Here is a 21,031-nt window from a genome sequence, read left to right on the forward strand (position 1 = left end):
AGTCTCATATTCTTCTCTAAGGAGGCACAAATGAATCAGGTTGAATTTCCAGTCAAATATTTTCATGATAATTTGATTTTTAACCAAGATGGTTCTTGCTGGGCGTATTATGAGGCATACGGGATTCCTTACGAATTTAAAGGAGACGATGATAAAAATACGTTGTTTATGCGACAACTCGGTTTATTTTGGAATTATGAAGAAGAGAAACATCTACTAATGATTCCTGTTTATCAGAATTTCAAAGAAAAAGCCGATGAGTTTAAAGAAACAGTAAGTGGTGAACTAAAAGAGCTGGCAATAGATCATACTGATGACGTTGTCCATGAGTTAGAAAGAAAATTTGGTAAAAACGCTGTAGAATATCGTTATTTTATAGGTGTGAAATTAAAAGTAAGACACATACAAGAAGGACTTAAGGAAATGCTTTATACAGCATTTCATACCTTTAAAAATACTGCAGAACAGTTTGGATTACTTGGTGATACCAAAATATTAAAAACTGATTTAGAGATGTTTAAACGGGAATCTAGCGCTTTTAAAAACAAAATAAGAAAACATTTAGCAGTAAGAAGTCTAGAAACAAATGAAACTCAATGGATTGTGTTACGAAACTTCTATCGTACATTAGAGGCACCTGTTACAGCAGGATGGACGCCCCCAGTAGTTGATGACGATTCTGCAATCTTTCCAAACCAAGAGAGTTTATTGCGCTTAACAGAATCAGAAATAGACGTTAAAGGAAGACATATAGAAATGTCTCAAATCGGTTCTGATGGTTTAGAGTATCCAGCATATATGAGCTTTTTATCAGCATCGAAGATTCCATATACAATGGAATTTCCAGACCAAGAGTGGATGTATATGATCCAAAATATAGATTTCCCAATTGAACTGAGTGTTCGCACTGAAAATATTAACCATCGTAAAGCCCTATCCAAACTAAATAAAAAGAAAAAAGATTTAGAAGACCAAGAAGCACATGCAAGAGAAAATGCACAAACTGTTGGGCTAAACGTGTATGAAGGCGTTCAAGAAGCTACTGAATTACAAGCACTTATACAAAAGACACGTATGCCATTAGTTAAAACATCGGTATCTTTCTGTATATGTGCTGAAGATTTAGATACAATGCGTCGAAATACCAATTCACTTATTTCTATTTATAGAGAGATGATGATTGAACTAGTAAGGCCGTATGGAGATCAGTTCCTGCTGTTTAATGAATTTATCCCTGGTGCTAGAAGGTATGTAAATGATTATATACACTTTATGGAGCCTGGAGTGCTTGCAGCCGGTATGTTTGGTGCAACACAAGATTTAGGTGATAATATCGGATTTTATATAGGTACAACTGGTATTTTAAACAAAGCAGTTTATATGACACCTTCTCTCGCAGCGACAAATACCGTTGCAAATCAAAAAACGAGCGCACTTTCAGTTGCAGTAACAGGAAGTACTGGTTCTGGTAAATCATTTGGAACAAACTTAATTGTTTACCTAGCGGTACTAGGAGGAGCCCAAACACTGATTGTCGATCCAAAAGGTGAGAGGGGGAACTGGACAGAAGATTTACACGGCTTAGAAGGTAAGGTAAATGTAATTACACTAGGGACTGATAGACGAGATGAAGGGAAACTAGACCCATTTATCATTTATAAACATAGTCGGAAAGATGCAATTGAGTTAGCAATGACAATTCTTACTTTCATTACAGGTATTAAACCAGATAACTCGGAAAAATTCCCGCGCTTAGCTTCAGCTGTAGAATTCGTAGCAGGAATGGAAGAACCGTGCTTAACAGCTGTATCCCAATACCTTGAAGATAGTGAGGATAAAGTGGATCAACAATTAGCCGCTCATATTCAAGCTTTTGAGAATTTATCCTTTGCACACTTAATCTTTGGTGATGGAACAAATAGAGATATTGAACTTGATACGGCAGTAAATATCATACAAATTCAGCATCTTGACATGCCAGACATTCAAAAAGATCCGAAAGATTATACCCTACAAGAAAATTTATCAGTTAGTATGTTGATGTCTCTATCTTCTTTTGCAAGAAAATTCTTTCAAAAGGATCCTACTAAATTCAAAATTGTTCTATTAGATGAAGCATGGGCAATCATGGGGACTTCTCAAGGGCGAGAGTTAGCTCGTAAGCTAGTTCGTGAAGGTCGTGCCTTAAACTCTGCAGTATACTTTGCTACTCAAAGTGCAAGTGACCTTGGAGATGAGACATTTAAGAATAATATCGGTATGAAGTTCTCATTCCGTAATACCGACAGTAAAGAGATTTCTTCAATCTTAGATTTCTTTGGATTACCTGATAATGAAGAAAATCATGCGATTATTACTAATTTAGAAACAGGACAATGTTTATTCCAAGATATCCAAGGAAGAACAGGTGTTGTCACAATGGATGTAGTGTTTAAGGATTTATACGATGCATTCGATACAAGACCAAATGCAAGAAAGAATTATAGAAAGTCAAATGATGATGAAAAGCAGGAAGTTAATGCAACCTTTGTCGAAGAAGGGGGAGAAAAAATAAACGTAGGAGTGAGTTAACATGGTAAAAACTAAACTAAAAAAATTAATGCTATCTAGTCTATGTGCTGGCGCTCTAATTCTGAGTGCTGCATGTGGAAATAGCGAAACAAATGTAGGGGAAGAAAAAGATAAACAGGGGCACACTCCTAGAGGAATAATGCTAGATTTTGTAAAAGCAGATTTACAACGGGATCATAAAACAATACTTAAGCTTGTAGTAGATGGAGAAAAAGATACTATATTAGATAAAAATCAAGGTCCTAAAAATAATTTGTCTTACAAAGATTATAAAGTAAAAGAGTATATAGTCGATAAGGATACGATTATGTATAACTTTATATCAAAAAAACCCCCTAAAAATATTGATAAAGAAATAAAGTGGATAAGGGTGGTTCGAACAGATAAAGGTTTTAAAGTACGTAGTTATGCTGCCCCTTATCGAAATGAAATCGATGAAGTAGCAAATACTAAACCGACAAATGAGTTTAGTTCGAAAGATTAATAGGTTTCCCATAAAAGGGGGAGTAACATGTAATGAAAAAGTTTATTACCCTATTGTTATTAATTTGTACTTTGCTTTTAGCATTTAATTTAATTTTTAAAGCTGCTCCAGTATATGCAGAGGAAGAACCCAGACCTTCTCTTATAGACGATATTATTCCAAAGAATAAGGAAAAATTAAAATATGAAGAATACCCTCCAAGTAGCTATGGGATTGATATTTATACACCAGAAGGTGGATTTGGTGAATCCCTTAAGTTTTGGAAATGGGGGGATAAAGTTAAAGAACAAATGGTTGCTGTATTATTTAGTCTTATAAGTATTGGATGGACCATTAATCTTGGAATTAGTACTTTTGTTACAAGTATGGTCGGCCAATCTATGAGTCTCAATATTGTAGCTGATGTAGGAGATAAATTAGGCGATGTAATATCTAAAGCAGCAGGGTTCAATGGTTCTTGGGGTAATGGAATATATAGTGAATTAATTGGACTTATGTTAGCTTTATTAGCCTGCTGGGTTATCTGGGTAGGTTTTGTACAACGACGTCAGTCAGAGATGCTAGGAGGATTGTTAAAAGCATTAGGGATCTTAGTTTTTACTTTAGGTTTTTTCGCAAACTCAAGTTATATTATCAAAGGACTAAACACTTTCTCCGAACAAGTAAATAAAACTGTTCTTGATTCCACTCAAAGTATTAGTGGAGCAAGTGAAGGATATTCAAGCGGTGTAGATTCCATTACTGATTTAACACACACTCTATTAATAAAACAACCTTATACATTACTGCAGTTTGGTACAACAGATATGAAAAAAATCGGTGATGAGAGAATTAAGAAAATGTTAACAACAACTAATGCGGATGAAAGGCAAAAACTCCTAGAACATGAGGTAAAAGATGAAAATAATAAAATTCTGGTGTTAGATGCTACTTTTGAACGTGGCGCTTTAGTATTACTACTTTTCTTAATCAATGGACCTTTATGGGTTGTCTTAGGCTTATGTAGTATGGCGATGTTATTTTATCAATTAATGTTTATCATCGTAGCGCTAATGTCACCAGTAATGTTATTGATGGCTTTAGTACCTGCATGGACTGGGACAGCAAAGAGATTTTTATCTGAATTGTTCCGAACGTTGCTTATGAAAGTTGCAATTGGCTTTCTTATAACTTTAATGTTTTGGGTTTCTTCAATCTTATTTAGCGCAACTGATAAGTATGGTTATTTAGTAGTTGCTGCATTACAAGTACTTTCGTTCTTAGGTGTTTGGTTATATCGTAAAACGATTTTTGATGCTATTACTACGGTACCAGCAAGTGCAGGAGCTGCACGCGCATCAGATGCTATGAGTAATATTAGGCAGAAATATCGTGATGTTAGACGTGGATCTAAGACAGTTGGAAGAGGTGTAGCAGTAGCTGGAGCCGCGGGTGTTGCAAGTGCGGCAATGGCCGGAAAAGTGGGTAAATCAGGCTATAGTAAGTTTAAACAGTTGAAAGAAAACTATGCTGATAGAAAAGAGAAGGTAGCAGATGGTAAACGCAAGGAAAAAGAACAAATGCAAGCAGAAAAAGAAAAAAATATTAGTCAAATGAAAAAAGAAGAAAATTTAGGTGTTCGTGATAGAAAAGGACATCAGGAGCAAGAAATGGTTCAGGAAGAAGTAGCCGCAACTAAAGAAAATCCAGAATTAGCAGTACGAGAGAAACCTCAAGATAATAATATTGAAGTACAACAAGCAGAATTAAAAGATAAAGAAGAAGATGTAAAGGCGAATGTTAAACCAGTAGCACCATTAAATGAGGAACTAGGTAATAAAGAAGAAGATGTAAAATCTCAAATCAGACCAGCTGCGCCTCAAAATAATGGTGGTCTTGATAATAAGCAAGAAGATGTAAAATCGGAAGTAAAACCATTAGCGGCAATTAAAACACCAACAGGTCAAACAAAGCCAGTTACAACACCACAGTCAGGAACGACACCATTACAATCGAATCCGATGGAAAGCAAACCAATCACAATACCACAGTCAGGAACGACACCATTACAATCGAATCCGATGGAAAGCAAACCAATCACAACACCACAGTCAGGAACGACACCATTACAATCGAATCCGATGGAAAGCAAACCAATCACAACACCACAGTCAGGAACGACACCATTACAATCGAATCCGATGGAAAGCAAACCAATCACAATACCACAGTCAGGAACGACACCATTACAATCGAATCCGATGGAAAGCAAACCAATCACAACACCACAGTCAGGAACGACACCATTACAATCGAATCCGATGGAAAGCAAACCAATCACAACACCACAGTCAGGAACGACACCATTACAATCGAATCCGATGGAAAGCAAACCAATCACAACACCACAGTCAGGAACGACACCATTACAATCGAATCCGATGGAAAGCAAACCAATCACAATACCACAGTCAGGAACAACACCGATACCAGCGAATCCGATGGAAAGCAAACCAATCACAACACCACAGTCGGGGACGACACCATCACAACCGAACCTGATAGAGAGTAAGTCAGTCACTACTTCCCAGGTGAGTACACCACAAAAACAAGTAGAGGTAAAACAAATTAATCAACAACAAACTAAAAATGTTCCTAAAGTGAATAATCAACAACATGTAAAAGAAGGAGCAGATATTAAGAAAGTTAACGAAAAAGCACAAACACAACAAGAAGCTGTAAAAAATGTAAAAGCAAAAGAAACGATAAAACCAAAATAATTCAGCTCGTGAGGGAGGGTTTATACATTGAGTGCGGAACCAAATCGCGACTTTGAAAATGAACATCATCCTGAAGCTGAGCTAGGGAATGCTAAGCCTGCCTTGAAAAAGGCAGGCCATTCTTTAGGGAAGACGGCTGGTAAAGGGTCAAAATTAGCGGGTAAAGCAGTTGCACAAGTAGGGAAGAAAGTAGCAGTTAAAGTAGCTCACAAGGCAGCTACAGTTGCTGTTGCAAAGCCATTATTAATAATAGCCGGTGTTATTCTGGCTGTTGTTGCAGGTTTAGGTATAGTGATATTTTTATTAACTGCTAGTATGAGTGAAGATGAAGTCAGTCCTGGAGGAATTGGTGGTCCTTTTGCCCCAGGTACAGCAAGTGTTAGTCCTGAAGTAATGAGATGGGGGCCGTTGGTAAGGAAATATGCGGCACAGCATGGTATTGAAGCAATGACGCCTTTAATTCTTGCTCTTATCCAACAAGAAAGTTCTGGAACACAATTAGATGTAATGCAAAGCTCGGAATCACAAGGGCATCCTCCAGGGTATTTTACTGATCCAGAGGAAAGTATAAAATATGGTTTAATGCATTTTGCTGATTGTCATAAAAAATCAAATGGTGATCAAAATACTACATTACAATGTTATAACTGTGCGACACGTTCCTAACTGAAAAGGTTAGGCGCTGATTCAATATTCAGCAGAACTATTATTTCGAGAAGTCAAATGATAGGGTAACGCCTTGAAGGGCTTCCTCTGATACTCCGACATGCAGCATACAAAAGATAAGCCTGTAGTTGTGTGAAGCTCGGTGAAGTCGGCTGAGAGCTACCGTTAAAGTATCTCGATACTACGAAAACTGTCCAGCGGTGGATGGTGTAGCCTATAGGCCGGGAGTCTAAAAAGCACTCATGGGTAGAATGGATTCAACAAAACCAACGGGTAGGCAGAATCTGACGAATCTTCGAATGTACGGGTCTAGAACGATGACACATAGAAATGTGTGTGCCACGAGCGTGGTGCTGATGTGGATGAGTAAAAATAGTTGTTATGAAAGTCCATATGTCGTTATAGGCGGCATCAAGTCAGTAGGCTTAAAGGAGAACCCTAAAAGTGTTATGCATAGATAGAAATAATGGAACGTGGAAAGCCACCAACATGGAGAACTTATCTTCGAGGAAGTGTTTGAAGGGAAGGTGTTTGTGAGATTAGCAAACGTATAACCTTCATTTATGGTGGTGAGAGTGATGGCATAGTACCGGTGAAGCAATGGAAACATTGCAGAGGGATAGCCATTAGTCTGATGAAAGATTGACCAACCGTTTCAAAAAGCTACGCAGTCGAATTATAAGGTTCTTGTGAGACTAAAAAAGGTAAACTCTGAAAGGAGATCCGACTTATAAAGAAAACTGAAAAGCTTAGACACGCTGAATATTATGATATGCAGTCTACACTAGATGACTTGTATCAGCAAAGTCAAAACGGTAACAACTTTTATAAATTAATAGAGCTTATGAAGATGGATGAAAACATACGTTTAGCATATCGAAATATAAAAAGAAATATGGGAAGTCTGACAGCTGGAACAGATGGAATGACAATTAATGATATTAAAATGCTTTCAACGGATGAAGTGATAGAAAAAGTAAGAACGATGTTTGGTTGGTATGAACCACAATCTGTAAGACGCGTATTTATACCAAAACCAAATGGAGACCGTAGACCTTTAGGGATACCAACCATATGGGACAGATTATTTCAGCAATGTGTATTGCAAATATTGGAACCAATATGTGAAGCGAAATTTCATAACCATAGTTACGGTTTTCGCCCTAACCGAAGTACACATCATGCACTAGCGAGAATGAAATCTTTAGTGAATAGAAAAGGAAACGGATTTCACTACTGTGTGGATATAGACATTAAAGGTTTCTTTGACAATGTGCATCATGGAAAACTTCTAAAGCAATTGTGGACGATAGGTATACGAGATAAGAAATTACTTTCTATCATTTCAAGACTACTGAAAGCAGAAATTGTAAATGAGGGTGTTCCTCAAAAAGGTACTCCGCAAGGAGGAATACTAAGTCCGCTTCTATCTAATATCGTACTCAACGAATTAGATTGGTGGGTAAGTAACCAATGGGAAACGATAAAGACCTCACATCCATATAAGGGAAATAGTGAAAAATATCGAGCACTAAAGAAAAGCAAATTAAAGGAATGTTTCTTAATTCGATATGCAGACGATGCAAAAATATTATGTCGTGATTATGTAACGGCTTTAAAAATGTTTGAAGCAACAAAAGACTTTCTTAAAACACGCCTACATCTGGATATTAGCCTTGAAAAATCAAAGATTATAAATTTGAGGAAAAAAGCGAGTCACTTTTTAGGCTTTACAGTTAAGGCAAATAAGAAAGGAAACAAACATGTGGCTCATAGCAGAATGTGTGTAAAATCCAGAAAACATGCGTATAGCAAGCTGAAAAAGGCTGTTAAAGATATAAGCAGAGAACAAACACCAGAATCAGTATGGCGATTTAACACGACTGTAATGGGAATACAAAATTATTATTCAGCCGCCACACATATTAATCACGATCTAGATCACATGAGTTGCCATCTCATAAGAACTCTCTATAATCGACTGAGGCGAGATTGGAAAAAAGCCACTAAGAGTGACATGTCAACTGTATTAAGGAAAAGATATAAACGATACAATCCTAAATTGTATAAAATCAAAGACATCGTATTACTACCTATCCATGCGCAGAAGCACAAACCGGCTAGAAATTTTACTCAGTCTATCTCAAATTATACAAAAGAAGGTAGAGAGAAAATACATGATACGCTAAAAGCCGTAGATAGGGAGACACTCCGACATGTACAGCGTTTTTATATGAAGCATCGAACAGTAGAATACAACGATAACAGAATTGCAAAGTTTATTGCACAGTATGGAAAATGTGCAATTACGAAACAAGAAGTTGGATTAGTAGGTTGGCACTGTCATCATAAAATTCCGTTGGAATTTGGGGGACAGGACAATTATGAGAATCTGGTAATTGTACTAGAAGACATACACTTAGCAATTCATAGCGATGATTCAGATAAGGCAAAATCAATCTTAAATAAGTACGACATTATTGAAGATAAGAAAGTGATGTTTGACAAGCTGAGAATATCAGCGCGTCGACATCCTATCTTTGCTTCAATACAAAAGTTGGTCAATTGAATTAGATGGAGCGCCGTATGAGGTGAAAGTCTCACGTACGGTGTGAAGTGGGGGAAAAGGTGGAGATGATGTCAAAACCTTACCTATCACTATACGGAACCGGATACGCTAACTATGCAGTTTCGAAAGGTGGATATACACACGAGAATGCAAGAGCATTTTCTGCAGAGCAATCAGCTAAAAATGGGTATAAATGTGGTTCGTGGCGAAGTGCAGAGGCTGTAGCTAATAATTGGTGCTATGGTGATCCCGATTATGTCCCACATATTATGAGATACTATCAACCTGGACAAACTCCTGGTGGTTCTGGTGGAATTGCTGGTGGTAGTGTTTTAGGTGATGATGTATTCCAAGCAATTATGGCAGAAGCACTAAAGTATCAAGGATGGCCATATGTTTTTGGAGGGCGAACGCCAAATACATCATTTGACTGTAGTGGAATTATTGAGTATACGTATTCAAGGGTTGGTATTAATTTATTTGGTACTGCACAAACCCAATGGGATAAAACCCAACGTGTAACAGATCCTAAGCCAGGAGATTTAGTATTTTTCCATAGCACTTATGCTACAAGTAACTACATTACGCATGTTGGCATTTATGTAGGAAATAATACAATGTATCATGCTGGCGATCCAATTGGCTATGCTGATTTAAGTAAACCATATTTTCAACAGCATTTTGCGGGATATGGTCGTGTATTTAGATAATAATGCATGTAACATTTAGCAACTTATGAAACTGCGAAAAGGAGGTAAATCATGAAGAAAATCACCATTATAATAGCAATTTTATTAATAGCTAGTGTAGGGTTTTTAATAAAATATCAATCTGATAACGAAAAACTTAAAACTGATAATATAAAATTAACGAAAAAAGTGGAAAAGGTGGAGGCACAATACAACGATACGAAAAAGGAATTGTTAGCTCTAAAGAGTAATAATCAACAACAAGTAAAAGAAGCTGCAGAACGATTTCTTAAAGCTTTCCGTACTTATGATACAGGTAAAGGCGAATCTTACCTTGCTAATATCGATGCATATATAACACCAAATGCAAAGAAAGAATTAACACCACCAGGTGGACCAACGCAATCTGCTCCTGGAACTGGAGATGAGAAAGAAAAGAAGAAAGTTTCATTTCAATCTGAATACACAGGTGGCGAGTTGTATTATGCATTTTTGGATACTACAAAAGCAAATGTATTGGCAAAAGTGAAAAGTAAAATTACAGTTAATGGTGTTTCAGCTGATAATATGTCATTAATGCAAATAAATCTTATCTATGATGGAAATAAGAAATTATGGCTTGTCGACAAGCTTATACCTTTAGCAGATTTAAAAGATCGTATGCCTTAGGATTTGTACACACTAAACATGTAGATTAATAAAAAAAAGAGCCTCTTTTTATTTTTAATGAGAGGGGCCTTTTTGGAATTTTGTAAACTTAAAATAGGTTCGTGAAGTAATTACTAATGTATGGGTGTTTTATCACTTCAATTATGTAGATAACATCTGATGTTAAGGGGGTAAGTTGAAGAAAGGCACCTTAGGGTGTCTTTTTTATGATTAGCAATAAGTTTTAAATTTTGCAATAACATCCAACGAGCTTATGAGGAGCTAGACGGACGTCAGCAAGGGCATTTCGCTAAACAATTAGCGTTGTATGTCAAAATGTTGCAAAACAACAAGGATATACTATGATTTGATTTCATCATAAAAGAAATCATTTCCAATATCTACAGGTATAATTTTACCGAATGTGGTAAGAGAGCAAATTGCTCTCTTTTTTTTGTCTTTTAGATGTTCCCCCAATTCTAAAGGGACAATTATCCATAATGTTCCCAATTAGATATAATACATCAAATAAATATCAAATTTATGTTAGGGGGAACGAACTTGAATGGATATTTTTATAGACAGACTCCTATGTTAACCACTATACCTAAACCTTGGACACATGAAATACCATGGTGGTGGTGGCATAATCATATTCCACTACCAGATCCACCACCAGATCCATATGCTCATCCTTATAGTATACCGGCACAACATTTTCAATCATATCAACAGTATCACCAATATCAACATCAACCATATAGGTGACTATTTTTTACTAATAGATAAAAAGGAGAGACTGGTACTCTCTTTTTTATTTCCCTTCGACAAAATATGACAATATTCGAATTAATTGTTTGTTATGATAAGCTCGGAAATCTTACATTTTACATAATTGGAGGAAATAAAATGAAAAAACCGTTCTACAAAAAATGGTGGTTCTGGCTTATCGTTGTTATCATAGTGCTTGGAGCTTACGGTAATAGCAGTAAGGATAAAGAAGAAACTAAACCAGCTTCTACTGAACCAAAACAAGAGGCTAAACAGGAAACGAAGAAAGATGAGCCTAAGAAGGAAGAAACTAAACCTGAGCCTAAAAAAGAAGAACCTAAAAAGGAACTTTCTAAAGAGGGCGAATCTTCTAAAGTTAAAATTGCGGTAGGTTCTGTTGAATCAAAAGATTCAGTAGGTGGCGAATACTTAAACGAAAAAGCGCAAGGCGTGTTTAAAGTAGTTGAAATTACAATTACAAATAATCAAAAAGACGCTATCACTGTTGATGCTAACAGCTTCAAATTAGTTGATAATAAAGATCGTGAATTTACATACTCTACACAAGCTCAAACTGCTTTCGATGTAGGCAACGGTGGTAAATCTGATTTCTTCTTAAAACAACTTAATCCTGGCTTATCTCAAACAGGGAAAATTATCTTTGATGTTCCCGCTGACGCACAAGGCTTAGTTTTAAAAGCTCGTGGCGGTATGATGGGTAAAGAAATTAAATTAAAAGTAGAATAGTCGAAGGCACTCGAAAGAGTGCTTTTATTATTTCAAATTAAGAGGACATGTATTCTTGAGTATTCGGGTGAATCCGTAACGAAGTGGAAGAATTGCACGAAATGGAAAGGTAAAAAAATAATGGATATGTTAGGGAGGAAATAACAACATGACAAGCAACAAGAAAAACATCAAACAAAAAGCACTATATGGAACATTGGCGGCTTCTCTGCTATTCTCTGGATTTATGGTTTATACCTGGGATAAGGTAGCAAATGACTATAACAATTTAGTAGACGAGTACAACAAGTTAAAGAAAAGGGAAGGGGGTACGGCCACTACTAAATGGGACAGTAAGAATATTAATAAGTTCTTATATCATGCGGAAAAAATGGTAAACGAGGCTAAAAATCCTCTTTATGATGAAATGACAGCGGATATCATTTTAATGGAGATAAAAAACGCCTTTTTGGAGGTAAAACAATTGAAGTTACCGAGAGAGTATGAGGATGCTATTTTCTGGGTTTATTCTTCAGCTGATACTTTACAAAGTGTATATACTAACGATTCTTTTAGTAGCCAAACGAGGGAAACACAAAGAAAAACGTTAGAGAAGCAAATTGAAATTGTAAAGGAACTTACTGACAAATACAAGGCCTAGAATACATAAAAAAAGATTTTTATTAACATATGGACTTGGAGTAACCTCCTTAGACATCCCAAGAGATTTTTTACAATAATATAATTACTAGGAGGAAGCATATTGAAGAGAGTTATTTTAACAGTAGGATTATTTACAATACTATTAACAGGCTGTAAATCAGGAGAACCAACAACAGAAAATTATAAAGTAACAGAGGTAGGACGTGACTATGTTTATGCTAAATGCATCGAACATAATGGAAAACACGATCTTGAATTTGATACATCAGATGAACGCTTTTGGGATAATAAAGAATACGGTTATATAGCCAAAGGAGATGTGTTTGAGATAGTTTCCTATGAAGAATCAGACGAGGTAATTTCACATCGTAAACTTGATGTAGAAGAAGCTATGAAGGTTGAAGGGCTTATTGACTAATAACCCCCTAATAAAGTAAGGAAAAGGCACCTTAGGGTGTCTTTTTTTCATTTCGACATAATACGACAAAATAGTTATGATTATATTTGTTATGATAGTTCAGGTGAATCTTACATTTTAAACGCTGGGGGATACATACTATGAACAAAAAACTATTAACAACACTTACTTGTTTAGCTTTATTCATGGGATTAGCAGCATGTTCATCTAACGAGACAGCAAGTACTTCCAAAGAATCTAAAGCTGAGCAAGAAGCACAAAAGGAAGCTGAGAAAGCGAAGAAAGCTGAAGAAAAAGGGACTGTGAAAAAGGAGAAAGCTGAACAAGAGACGGCTGAAAAGCAACGCAAACAGCAAGAAGAGGCTACAAAAAAGGAACAACCAACAACTACTTCTGGTAACACTATTAAAGGCTTAAAAGACGAACTATCCATTGGTATGCCATTTAAAGATTATCTTGTTAAAAAAAAATCATTAAATGTAGAGAATCCCTTCAGTATTTCACTCGGAAAAGGTAATGTAGGTAGTGTTCTTCAAGCTCAAGATGGAGTATTAGTTGTATGTATTGATGGAGAAAAGATATTCGATTTAAAAACATTTAAAAATGTTGAAGAAGCTAAAGAATACGAAAAGAGCTTAAAAGTAAAATAATAGATTCAATTCATATTTCTCAATCACCAATATAACTTAATATGGTAAAATATTATTTGGATGAAAGTCCAAATACATATTATTAAAATTAAAGTGGTTCAAGTCGTAGGAAGGCACCTTAGGGTGTCTTTTTTTCTACCTATAAATGATTAATTGTTATATAATAATATTATTGTATTTTAGGAGGAACATAAATGAATAAAAAATTAATCATTGGAATTATCGCTGTACTAGTAGCTATCATTGCTTCCGTAGCTATTTTTAAAGATTCCAAATCAGAAGATATGAAACCTAAGTATTCACAAAAAGATATGGATAAACTTATCGATCAACACTTTAATGAACAGCAAGAATTAAAAACACAAATCAAAGAGTTGAAATCTAAAGTAGACTCCTATGAAAAAGAGCAAACTAGGTCACTTCAAAAAACTACACAGCCGAGTCAAGAAACACCTAAACCGCAAGAACAAGAACAGCCTAAAAAAGAAGACGTAAAGCCGGAGTCTCAACCGGAAAAGAAAGAAGTACCTAAACCAGAACAAACTACTGGAACATTAGCGAACCCAGTAAAGAACATCGACAAAACAGAAGCTATGAATAAGGTTAAAGAAAAAGCTAAGAAAGACTTCCCAGATGATTATTCTACTCAAAATTATGTTGCAAATAAACAATCCAAAGCATTTGACTATTTAAATAACATTGAAATTAAATCGCAAGAAGAATTAAATATTATAAATAAGGCACTACGTGATTTTCCTACTGATTTTTCAACAGCAAAATATGTATATGAAAAACAAATGAAAGCTAAAGGTGAGCAAGAGGCCCAGTAATAATTTAATAAAATAGATAATAAATATGGTAAAATAATATTTGGATGGGAGTCCAATACATATTATTAAAATTAAAGTGGTTCAATTCGGAAGGCACCTTTGGGTGTCTTTTTTATAAAAAAGGACTCATAAAACACCTTGAATTATTTAATTTAAATATTTATATTATATTAATACATTATAACTAAATATATTAATATAAAACACTGAAAATTTGTTATAATTAGTAAAGAATTCTATTAATTAGATAGAGAGGATACAATATTATGGGTTATAAATTTCGTAGAATTATCCAGTTTTCCCCGGGTGTGAAAATTAACTTTACATACACAGGTATGGGAGGGAACTCTATTTTATCTGAATCAAGAACAACAACTTATGTACCTGGAACTGGAATCTCGTATACACCACGAATAGCTGAGTCAAACAACTATTATATACAACGAGGGTATCAAGGACCAAACACTTCCTATCCCACTATGGATGAACAAGATTACAATACGGTAAATGCATTTGAGCCAATAAAAGAAACCCAAACTTACCTTGTTACTGCTTTTCGTAAAAAGGATAATCAAGTAAACTCCGTAGGTAGAAAACTAATGAAACCACTTTCCATAATTACAGGCTTGTTTGCGGGCCTATTCTTAATTATGATGCTTATTATACCTGCTCTAATCATGGCATTCTTTTCTTTCCTATGCTATAAAAATATAAAAACACCATTTGCAGTTGTATGCCCAGAATGTGATGCTGAAAATCTATTCATTTTTGAAGAAGAGAAGATTGCTTGTCGTAAATGTGAGAGTACTCTTATAATTCAAAAATAAATGGTTCTCAAATTAACAGCTCTTTAGTAGTCAAAACAATACAAATCTAATTATAAGTATAAATAGATACAAAGAGGGGTAAGTGAATATCATTATTAACTTTGAATCGTTTAATCCAACTATAAACGACTTAGCTATCAAACTTGCTATGGTACTGTTTATACCGTTATTTTTAGCATTGATTGTCAAAGTGATACTTATGAAATTTATAAAAGAATCAATTGCTAGCAGATTAGCAAGTCTATCTTTGTTATTTTTTATGTACTATGTATTTAAATTTGTTACAGCGTAAAAGGCACCTTAGGGTGTCTTTCTTTATGTATTAAAAAGCCCACCTATTTCCGTAGGTAGGCCTTTTTTGATTTTGCATTCGCGCGCGATGATATTATAACAAAAATCCTTTATCTTCAAACTCTCCGATTGTTTTTTTTCAATATACTTAAGATGACTTAAGATGGTTCTATGTATACTAGTCTAAAGTACGAGCAGCTGCATAGAATGATCCAGAACCACCATTTCTGTGAGTAACTTTAAGCTTATATTTACCTTTTGAAAGAGTATTGTATGTATTTGTAAAACCCTTTCCTGCTGCTAACGATCCAGAACCAATAACATTACCTTTTGAGTCTTTTAAAGACCAGTCAAGTGTACCTTTAGTATTGTTTGTCATATGAACTCTCATATCTGCTTTTTTTACATGCTCGAACGATACTTCTCTTTCACCATTTATCAGACTGAAATCATCTTTAAGTATTTGGGTACGTTGGACAATTAGTGCTGAATTTTTAGTATTATCTACACCTTCTGTACTTGCTGATGCTGCTCCAATCCCTCCAGTTAATGCGATACCAGTTGCTAATGTTCCTACTACTAATTTCTTAAACATAATAAATCCCCCTTAAATATTTTTTATAACTTGCACCTTAAATGTATCACTTCTGTATTTTTTGTAAATATTTTCAATTTATATAAATATTTATTTAATTATTAACAATATTGGGATTTTATTTTATCAAATGGAAAATAGAGGGATTTGAAAAGGTATGTAAAAATGCATAATAAATCAAGCAAATATCATGATATACTCTCAAAGAACTGATACAAAATTTCTTTAGATTGGAAAACTAAAGTCTTATCTACCTAAAAGGAAGGCGCCTTATGGCGTCTTTTCCCTATTTTCAAAAGGACCTGCTCAATTAATTCTTAAAAACATAAGGTAAAGTGAACCCATTAAAATCCATGGAATGAACCCTAGTTTTACCCTCTAATCTAAAGGAGGCACTATTGTTATGGGATATGGTGGTAGTTGTGGCGAAGGCTGCGGTTTCGCTGGAGGATTCGCTTTATTAGTTGTATTATTTATTCTATTAATTATTATCGGATGCAGTTGTTTCTGCTAAAAACTATTGGAAAAGGCACCCTTATATGGGCGCCTTTTTGTATATTAAAAACCTACCTATTTTCATAGGCGGGCTAAATATAATTTTGCACAATTGAATTATAGCAAAATCATTTATATTGAAAGTAATTCAAATTAACTTAGTAACCCTAATACCTTAATAATCTCAATTGTTTTATTATCTTTTATTTTAAAATAAAGCCTTTTCCCTATACGTTCACTAATTACAATATTTCCAAAGGCTAATTTACGCAAATGTTGTACAATCAAATCCTCTGTAATTCTTGTTTGCTTACTTAAATCAGAAACTGACAACGATCCATATGTAATCAATTTACAAACAATTGATAATCGAGTAGAATTCCCTAATAACGCTAAAACTTTTATATTTTCTGTATAGAAACTAAAATCCATATGAAAAGCATGTAACAGATCTTCCAACCTCCTAAAATAAGATGAATATCAACCAAAATATCTTAACATAAAAATAGTGAAAAAACCCTAAAATATACCAATTGTTCATTGAGAAAAATGATACTTGAATGGGAGTCCAATACATATTCTTAGAATTAAAGTGATTCAAATCGGAGGAAGGCACCTTTGGCGTGCCTTTTTATTTGTGGATTTTTTTAGGAAAAATTTGAAATATAATACAGTAGATTATATTATTGTGTGTATGATTTCTGGTTTTAAAAATTACAAAAATTAATAGGGGGAAACAATAATGAAGTTAGGAAAATTAGCATTAATTGGGGCGTTAACTTTTAGCGGTTTTACTGCAATAGAAATGAGTAAGCCTACCTCACAAGCAGCTGCAGCTTACTCAGATCCACTTAATGATGATTGGGGATTTAAAACCATTGTGGATTTACAAAATTCAGAGGAAAGTACATATCAACCAGATTGGAAGATTGGGAATTTAATAACTGGTGATACATTTTATTTAACACAGTACTTTGGTAGAGAACATTTTGGTGCGCAAATGAAAATTTTTAAAATCCACACAAATGGTACCCTAGAACGATGCCAAACAATAGAACCAGAATTTATTCCTGGAACAGAAATTTGGCAAACCCCTATCACAGATAGCTATACAAGCGGTACTTATGTCGCTGCAATTAAATATCGTGGTGAATTCACGTATTCAAATCAATTTACAATCAATTAGGGATGTAATAAATTGAAAAAAGGCACCCTTGGGTTTCTTTTCTTCTGTACGTTATATCTATTACGTGCTCATTGATTTTTTATGTACGTTTGAATTACTGTAGTAGTATTACAGTAATAGCTTGTGTATATAATAAAAGAAGAGATGCGCTAACATCTCTTCTAATAACTGCTACCGTCAGGGTGGTGGTTATATCATTAATTTTTTACGAAACCCACCCTTTTGCTTTGGACGGCGACGAGGAGTGGGTCTTTGTTATCTTTTTCTAAAATTTGTTTCCTAAAAACATACCCAGAAACTTCACGTACAATGGCTTTTACAAATTCTTTTAGAAGCTCCAACAAAAACTCCATAGGTATATCACCTCACAATATACAGTTAAATCTACCCTATTATACTAGTACAATCTTACCAATATAAAAAAGACCACCAATACTGGCAGTCCTTTTTAGGTAGTTTTAGAAATTAAATTATAACATATTAATATATGAATTATAAATATATTTTTCCAAAAGATACTATAAGTTTTTTATAATTCTTGATTTCTCAATCTTCATTGCATGATAAATTTTCCTAAAAGGATTAACAAATAACATTAAAATTATCAATCCACTAGATTATTAGAAAAAACTGGTTATCTATATAATTATTTGGTAAAATATAGATATAATTTAAGAGAGTAAAGTTAATATAGCTCAACTAAGTAATGGAATGAAAATGTTTTATTGCATAAAAAAAGGCTCCATTGCTGGAGCACTCAAAATAAATAAACGAATTAAAACAAGAAACAGACAATTTAATTATATAGATAAAATATAAATTAATCTATATATATGTAAAATTGCATATAAAAATTCTATTTATTAATGCTATAATAGACTTACTCGATGATTGTTATATTTTTTTATGGTTTTTAAGCAATACAATACCTTCTTAACACCAAGTGTACAAGTAAAAGGAGACATCTTAATCGATGTCTTCTTTTCTTATATAATAACAACACAATAAAATTAAGATGGTTCAAATCGGAGAAAGGTACCTTTGGGTGTCTTTTTTTATATCTTTCGACAGAATATGACAAATTAAGAAGGTGTAATTTGCTATTATCATCTTATTATCAATATAAGCTGTTATAAAAGGAGATATACATGCTAGAATTTAAAGGGCAACTAAGTACACTAGTAGTCACACCAACTAAAATTACTATTAACTACTCTCGTTGGATCGGTAAGGGATCTAAAGAAATCCAAATCAAAAGTCTTACGGGTATACAATTCAAACCACCAGGCTTCCTTTCACATGGTTATATCCAATTCGTTTTCCCTGGAAGCTCTGAAGTAAAAACTAGATCCACCTCTGACTTGGCAAAAGATGAAAATACTGTCATGTTTAATAAACACGAATATAACAATTTCTTAAAAGCAAAAGAGTTAATAGAAGGGTATATGAACGAACAAGAAAAAAATACTTTTGCTTCTAATGACCAACCTTCTACAGCAACTCCTGTAAATAACTATTCGGTCGCTGACGAAATCACTAAACTAGCTGCGTTGAAAGATCAAGGAATTCTAACAGAAGAAGAGTTTACAGCAAAAAAGAAACAACTATTAGGAATATAATAGGGGGGCATCCGCTCTCTTTTTTTATCCCTGTTAGACATAATATAACAATATATAGATGTTTTTTTGATAAGATTGTCCAGAAATATTACATTTTATATACCTTGGAGGAATTAAATTATGAGTAAAAAATTATTAATGGCTTTAGCATGCAGCGTGTTACTTATGGGATTGGCTGCTTGTGGTTCAAATAATAAAGCAAGTACATTAGAAGAACCAAAACAAGAAACTAAAAAAGAAGATGAACAAAAGAAGTTAGATGAGCAAAAACAAGAAGAGGAACAAAAGAAGTTAGATGAGCAAAAACAAGAAGAGGAACAAAAGAAAATAGAAGAACAGAAAAAAGCCGAAGAGCAAAAGCAAGCTGAGGAACAAAAAAAGGCTGAAGAGCAAAAGCGATTAGATGAGCAACGCAAACAAGAAGAGGCTCAAAGGCAACAGGAAGAACAAAAGAAACAACAAGAAGCAGCTCGAGCAAAAGAACAGGAGCAACAAAAAGCTGCACCTAAACAAGAGAAAGTTCACTTTGCAAACTGTACAGATGCAAATAATGCCGGTTACTATGATATAACTCCAGATAGCCCAGCTTATGCTTCGCATTTAGACCGTGATGGCGATGGTGTAGCTTGTGAACGAAATAAAGGACATAAAAAATCTAGTAAAAAACATTAGATTTATGGAAAAGCACTCTTATGAGTGCTTTTTTCTTTTCGTTCGACATAATATGACAATATTCAGATTGATTGTTTGCTATGATAGGCTCGGAAATCTTACATTTCATTCAAAAAATACCAAAAAAGGCGGATTGCATATGGAAACACTAGCGGTATTAATTTTTCTAGCTTCAATAGTGCTGTTTGTATTATTTATCATTGCTCTGTTCAAAAGAAAACCTAAGGCGAAACTTTTTATTAGTTCGATTGTATGCCTTGTGTTAGCTATGATATTAATACCAACAAAAGATAAAGAAGAGAAACCTAAAGCTAAAGAAACAACTCAACAAGCTTCTACAGAGGTAAAAAAAGAGCCTAAAAAAGAAGAAGTGAAAAAGGAAGAACCTAAAAAGAAGGATGAGCCAAAGGAAGAGGAACCTAAAAAAGAAGAGCCTAAAAAGGAACTTTCTAAAGAGGGAGAATCCTCTAAAGTGAAAATTACTGTAGGATCTGTTGAATCAGTAGACTCTGTTGGTGGAGAATATTTAAATGAAAAGGCAAAAGGTATATATAAAGTAGTTGAAATTTCAATTACTAATAACCAAAAAGATGCTATCACTGTAGACGCAAATAGCTTTAAATTAATGGATAATCAGGACCGTGAATTTAAGTATTCTACACAAGCTCAAACAGCTTATGATATTGGAAATAGTGGTAAATCAGATTTCTTCTTAAAACAACTTAACCCCGGTTTAACTCAAACAGGTAAAATTATTTTCGATGTTCCTGCTGACGCACAAGGCTTAGTTTTAAAAGCTCGCGGCGGAATGATGGGTAAAGAAATTAAATTAAAAGTAGAATAGTTGAAGGCACTCGAAAGAGTGCTTTTATTTTACTCTCTGACATAAATAAAATTAGGGG

The 21,031-nt window shown here is 34.3% G+C and carries 21 protein-coding genes and 3 pseudogenes; 21 read left to right on the forward strand and 3 right to left on the reverse strand.

Annotated elements, in window-relative coordinates; genetic code table 11:
- Nucleotides 1-30: 30 nt before the first annotated feature.
- From AC241_RS28740 to AC241_RS35355, 16 genes and pseudogenes are all read left to right on the forward strand, one after another.
- Nucleotides 31-2,571, forward strand: a complete 2,541-nt coding sequence (locus AC241_RS28740; protein ID WP_050845186.1) for an ATP-binding protein — start codon at nt 31-33, stop codon at nt 2,569-2,571.
- Nucleotide 2,572: 1 nt separating this feature from the next.
- Entirely contained in the window at nt 2,573-3,055 is a 483-nt protein-coding gene (locus AC241_RS28745; RefSeq protein ID WP_050845187.1) for a hypothetical protein, read from the forward strand.
- Nucleotides 3,056-3,087: 32 nt separating this feature from the next.
- On the forward strand, nt 3,088-5,814 hold the full coding sequence (locus tag AC241_RS28750) for an MFS transporter (RefSeq protein ID WP_050845188.1): 2,727 nt from the start codon (nt 3,088-3,090) through the stop codon (nt 5,812-5,814).
- A gap of 27 nt (nt 5,815-5,841) precedes the next feature.
- A pseudogene (locus tag AC241_RS28755) lies at nt 5,842-6,471 on the forward strand (lysozyme family protein); the annotation flags it as partial.
- Nucleotides 6,472-7,252: 781 nt separating this feature from the next.
- Nucleotides 7,253-9,049: a group II intron reverse transcriptase/maturase gene (ltrA, locus tag AC241_RS28760; RefSeq protein WP_050845189.1), complete on the forward strand. Its 1,797-nt coding sequence runs from the start codon at nt 7,253-7,255 to the stop codon at nt 9,047-9,049.
- A 92-nt stretch (nt 9,050-9,141) separates the two neighbouring features.
- A pseudogene (locus AC241_RS28765) lies at nt 9,142-9,759 on the forward strand (C40 family peptidase); the annotation flags it as partial.
- A gap of 51 nt (nt 9,760-9,810) precedes the next feature.
- Nucleotides 9,811-10,407, forward strand: coding sequence for a hypothetical protein (locus AC241_RS28770; protein ID WP_050845190.1), 597 nt, complete (start codon nt 9,811-9,813; stop codon nt 10,405-10,407).
- A gap of 234 nt (nt 10,408-10,641) precedes the next feature.
- A pseudogene (locus tag AC241_RS35350) lies at nt 10,642-10,752 on the forward strand (XRE family transcriptional regulator); the annotation flags it as partial.
- Nucleotides 10,753-10,947: 195 nt separating this feature from the next.
- A complete protein-coding gene (locus AC241_RS28775; protein ID WP_001014800.1) occupies nt 10,948-11,154 on the forward strand; it encodes a hypothetical protein in 207 nt (68 codons plus the stop codon).
- Nucleotides 11,155-11,295: 141 nt separating this feature from the next.
- Complete coding sequence (locus AC241_RS28780; protein WP_000742851.1) at nt 11,296-11,904, forward strand: DUF4352 domain-containing protein; 609 nt, start codon at nt 11,296-11,298, stop codon at nt 11,902-11,904.
- A gap of 148 nt (nt 11,905-12,052) precedes the next feature.
- The gene (locus AC241_RS28785; RefSeq protein WP_050845191.1) at nt 12,053-12,544 is read left to right on the forward strand and encodes a hypothetical protein; all 492 of its coding nucleotides are present in this window, start codon (nt 12,053-12,055) and stop codon (nt 12,542-12,544) included.
- Nucleotides 12,545-12,646: 102 nt separating this feature from the next.
- The gene (locus AC241_RS28790; RefSeq protein ID WP_000832199.1) at nt 12,647-12,964 is read left to right on the forward strand and encodes a hypothetical protein; all 318 of its coding nucleotides are present in this window, start codon (nt 12,647-12,649) and stop codon (nt 12,962-12,964) included.
- Nucleotides 12,965-13,104: 140 nt separating this feature from the next.
- Nucleotides 13,105-13,614 carry a hypothetical protein gene (locus AC241_RS28795; RefSeq protein ID WP_050845192.1) on the forward strand — a complete coding sequence of 170 codons (510 nt, stop codon included), beginning with the start codon at nt 13,105-13,107 and terminating at the stop codon, nt 13,612-13,614.
- 194 nt (nt 13,615-13,808) lie between these two features.
- On the forward strand, nt 13,809-14,444 hold the full coding sequence (locus tag AC241_RS28800; RefSeq protein WP_001035532.1) for a hypothetical protein: 636 nt from the start codon (nt 13,809-13,811) through the stop codon (nt 14,442-14,444).
- Nucleotides 14,445-14,710: 266 nt separating this feature from the next.
- The gene (locus AC241_RS28805; RefSeq protein WP_050845193.1) at nt 14,711-15,271 is read left to right on the forward strand and encodes a DUF4236 domain-containing protein; all 561 of its coding nucleotides are present in this window, start codon (nt 14,711-14,713) and stop codon (nt 15,269-15,271) included.
- An 82-nt stretch (nt 15,272-15,353) separates the two neighbouring features.
- Nucleotides 15,354-15,563: a hypothetical protein gene (locus AC241_RS35355; RefSeq protein ID WP_050845194.1), complete on the forward strand. Its 210-nt coding sequence runs from the start codon at nt 15,354-15,356 to the stop codon at nt 15,561-15,563.
- A gap of 177 nt (nt 15,564-15,740) precedes the next feature.
- On the opposite strand, the gene AC241_RS28815 is transcribed toward AC241_RS35355, so the two are convergent.
- Complete coding sequence (locus AC241_RS28815) at nt 15,741-16,157, reverse strand: hypothetical protein (protein ID WP_050845195.1); 417 nt, start codon at nt 16,155-16,157, stop codon at nt 15,741-15,743.
- 403 nt (nt 16,158-16,560) lie between these two features.
- Here AC241_RS28815 and AC241_RS33690 point away from each other — a divergent pair, with 403 nt between their 5' ends.
- Nucleotides 16,561-16,671, forward strand: a complete 111-nt coding sequence (locus tag AC241_RS33690; protein ID WP_000540371.1) for a YjcZ family sporulation protein — start codon at nt 16,561-16,563, stop codon at nt 16,669-16,671.
- Nucleotides 16,672-16,805: 134 nt separating this feature from the next.
- Here the strand turns inward: AC241_RS33690 and AC241_RS28820 are convergent, their stop codons facing one another.
- Nucleotides 16,806-17,084 (reverse strand): ArsR/SmtB family transcription factor, encoded by a 279-nt coding sequence (locus AC241_RS28820; protein WP_050845196.1) that lies wholly within the window; start codon nt 17,082-17,084, stop codon nt 16,806-16,808.
- A 310-nt stretch (nt 17,085-17,394) separates the two neighbouring features.
- Here AC241_RS28820 and AC241_RS28825 point away from each other — a divergent pair, with 310 nt between their 5' ends.
- Nucleotides 17,395-17,838, forward strand: a complete 444-nt coding sequence (locus tag AC241_RS28825) for a DUF5065 family protein (RefSeq protein WP_050845197.1) — start codon at nt 17,395-17,397, stop codon at nt 17,836-17,838.
- A 197-nt stretch (nt 17,839-18,035) separates the two neighbouring features.
- Here the strand turns inward: AC241_RS28825 and AC241_RS34970 are convergent, their stop codons facing one another.
- Nucleotides 18,036-18,191, reverse strand: a complete 156-nt coding sequence (locus AC241_RS34970) for a hypothetical protein (protein ID WP_180229700.1) — start codon at nt 18,189-18,191, stop codon at nt 18,036-18,038.
- A gap of 795 nt (nt 18,192-18,986) precedes the next feature.
- Here AC241_RS34970 and AC241_RS28830 point away from each other — a divergent pair.
- The 3 genes from AC241_RS28830 to AC241_RS28840 all read left to right on the forward strand — a co-directional run bounded on the left by AC241_RS28830 (nt 18,987) and on the right by AC241_RS28840 (nt 20,973).
- Nucleotides 18,987-19,457 (forward strand): DUF4429 domain-containing protein, encoded by a 471-nt coding sequence (locus AC241_RS28830; protein ID WP_050845198.1) that lies wholly within the window; start codon nt 18,987-18,989, stop codon nt 19,455-19,457.
- 120 nt (nt 19,458-19,577) lie between these two features.
- Complete coding sequence (locus AC241_RS28835) at nt 19,578-20,129, forward strand: excalibur calcium-binding domain-containing protein (protein ID WP_050845199.1); 552 nt, start codon at nt 19,578-19,580, stop codon at nt 20,127-20,129.
- A gap of 139 nt (nt 20,130-20,268) precedes the next feature.
- Nucleotides 20,269-20,973 carry a DUF4352 domain-containing protein gene (locus tag AC241_RS28840; RefSeq protein WP_050845200.1) on the forward strand — a complete coding sequence of 235 codons (705 nt, stop codon included), beginning with the start codon at nt 20,269-20,271 and terminating at the stop codon, nt 20,971-20,973.
- Nucleotides 20,974-21,031: the final 58 nt, after the last annotated feature.

The sequence above is a fragment of the Bacillus thuringiensis genome (assembly GCF_001182785.1).
GTDB classification, from domain to species: domain Bacteria; phylum Bacillota; class Bacilli; order Bacillales; family Bacillaceae_G; genus Bacillus_A; species Bacillus_A thuringiensis_S.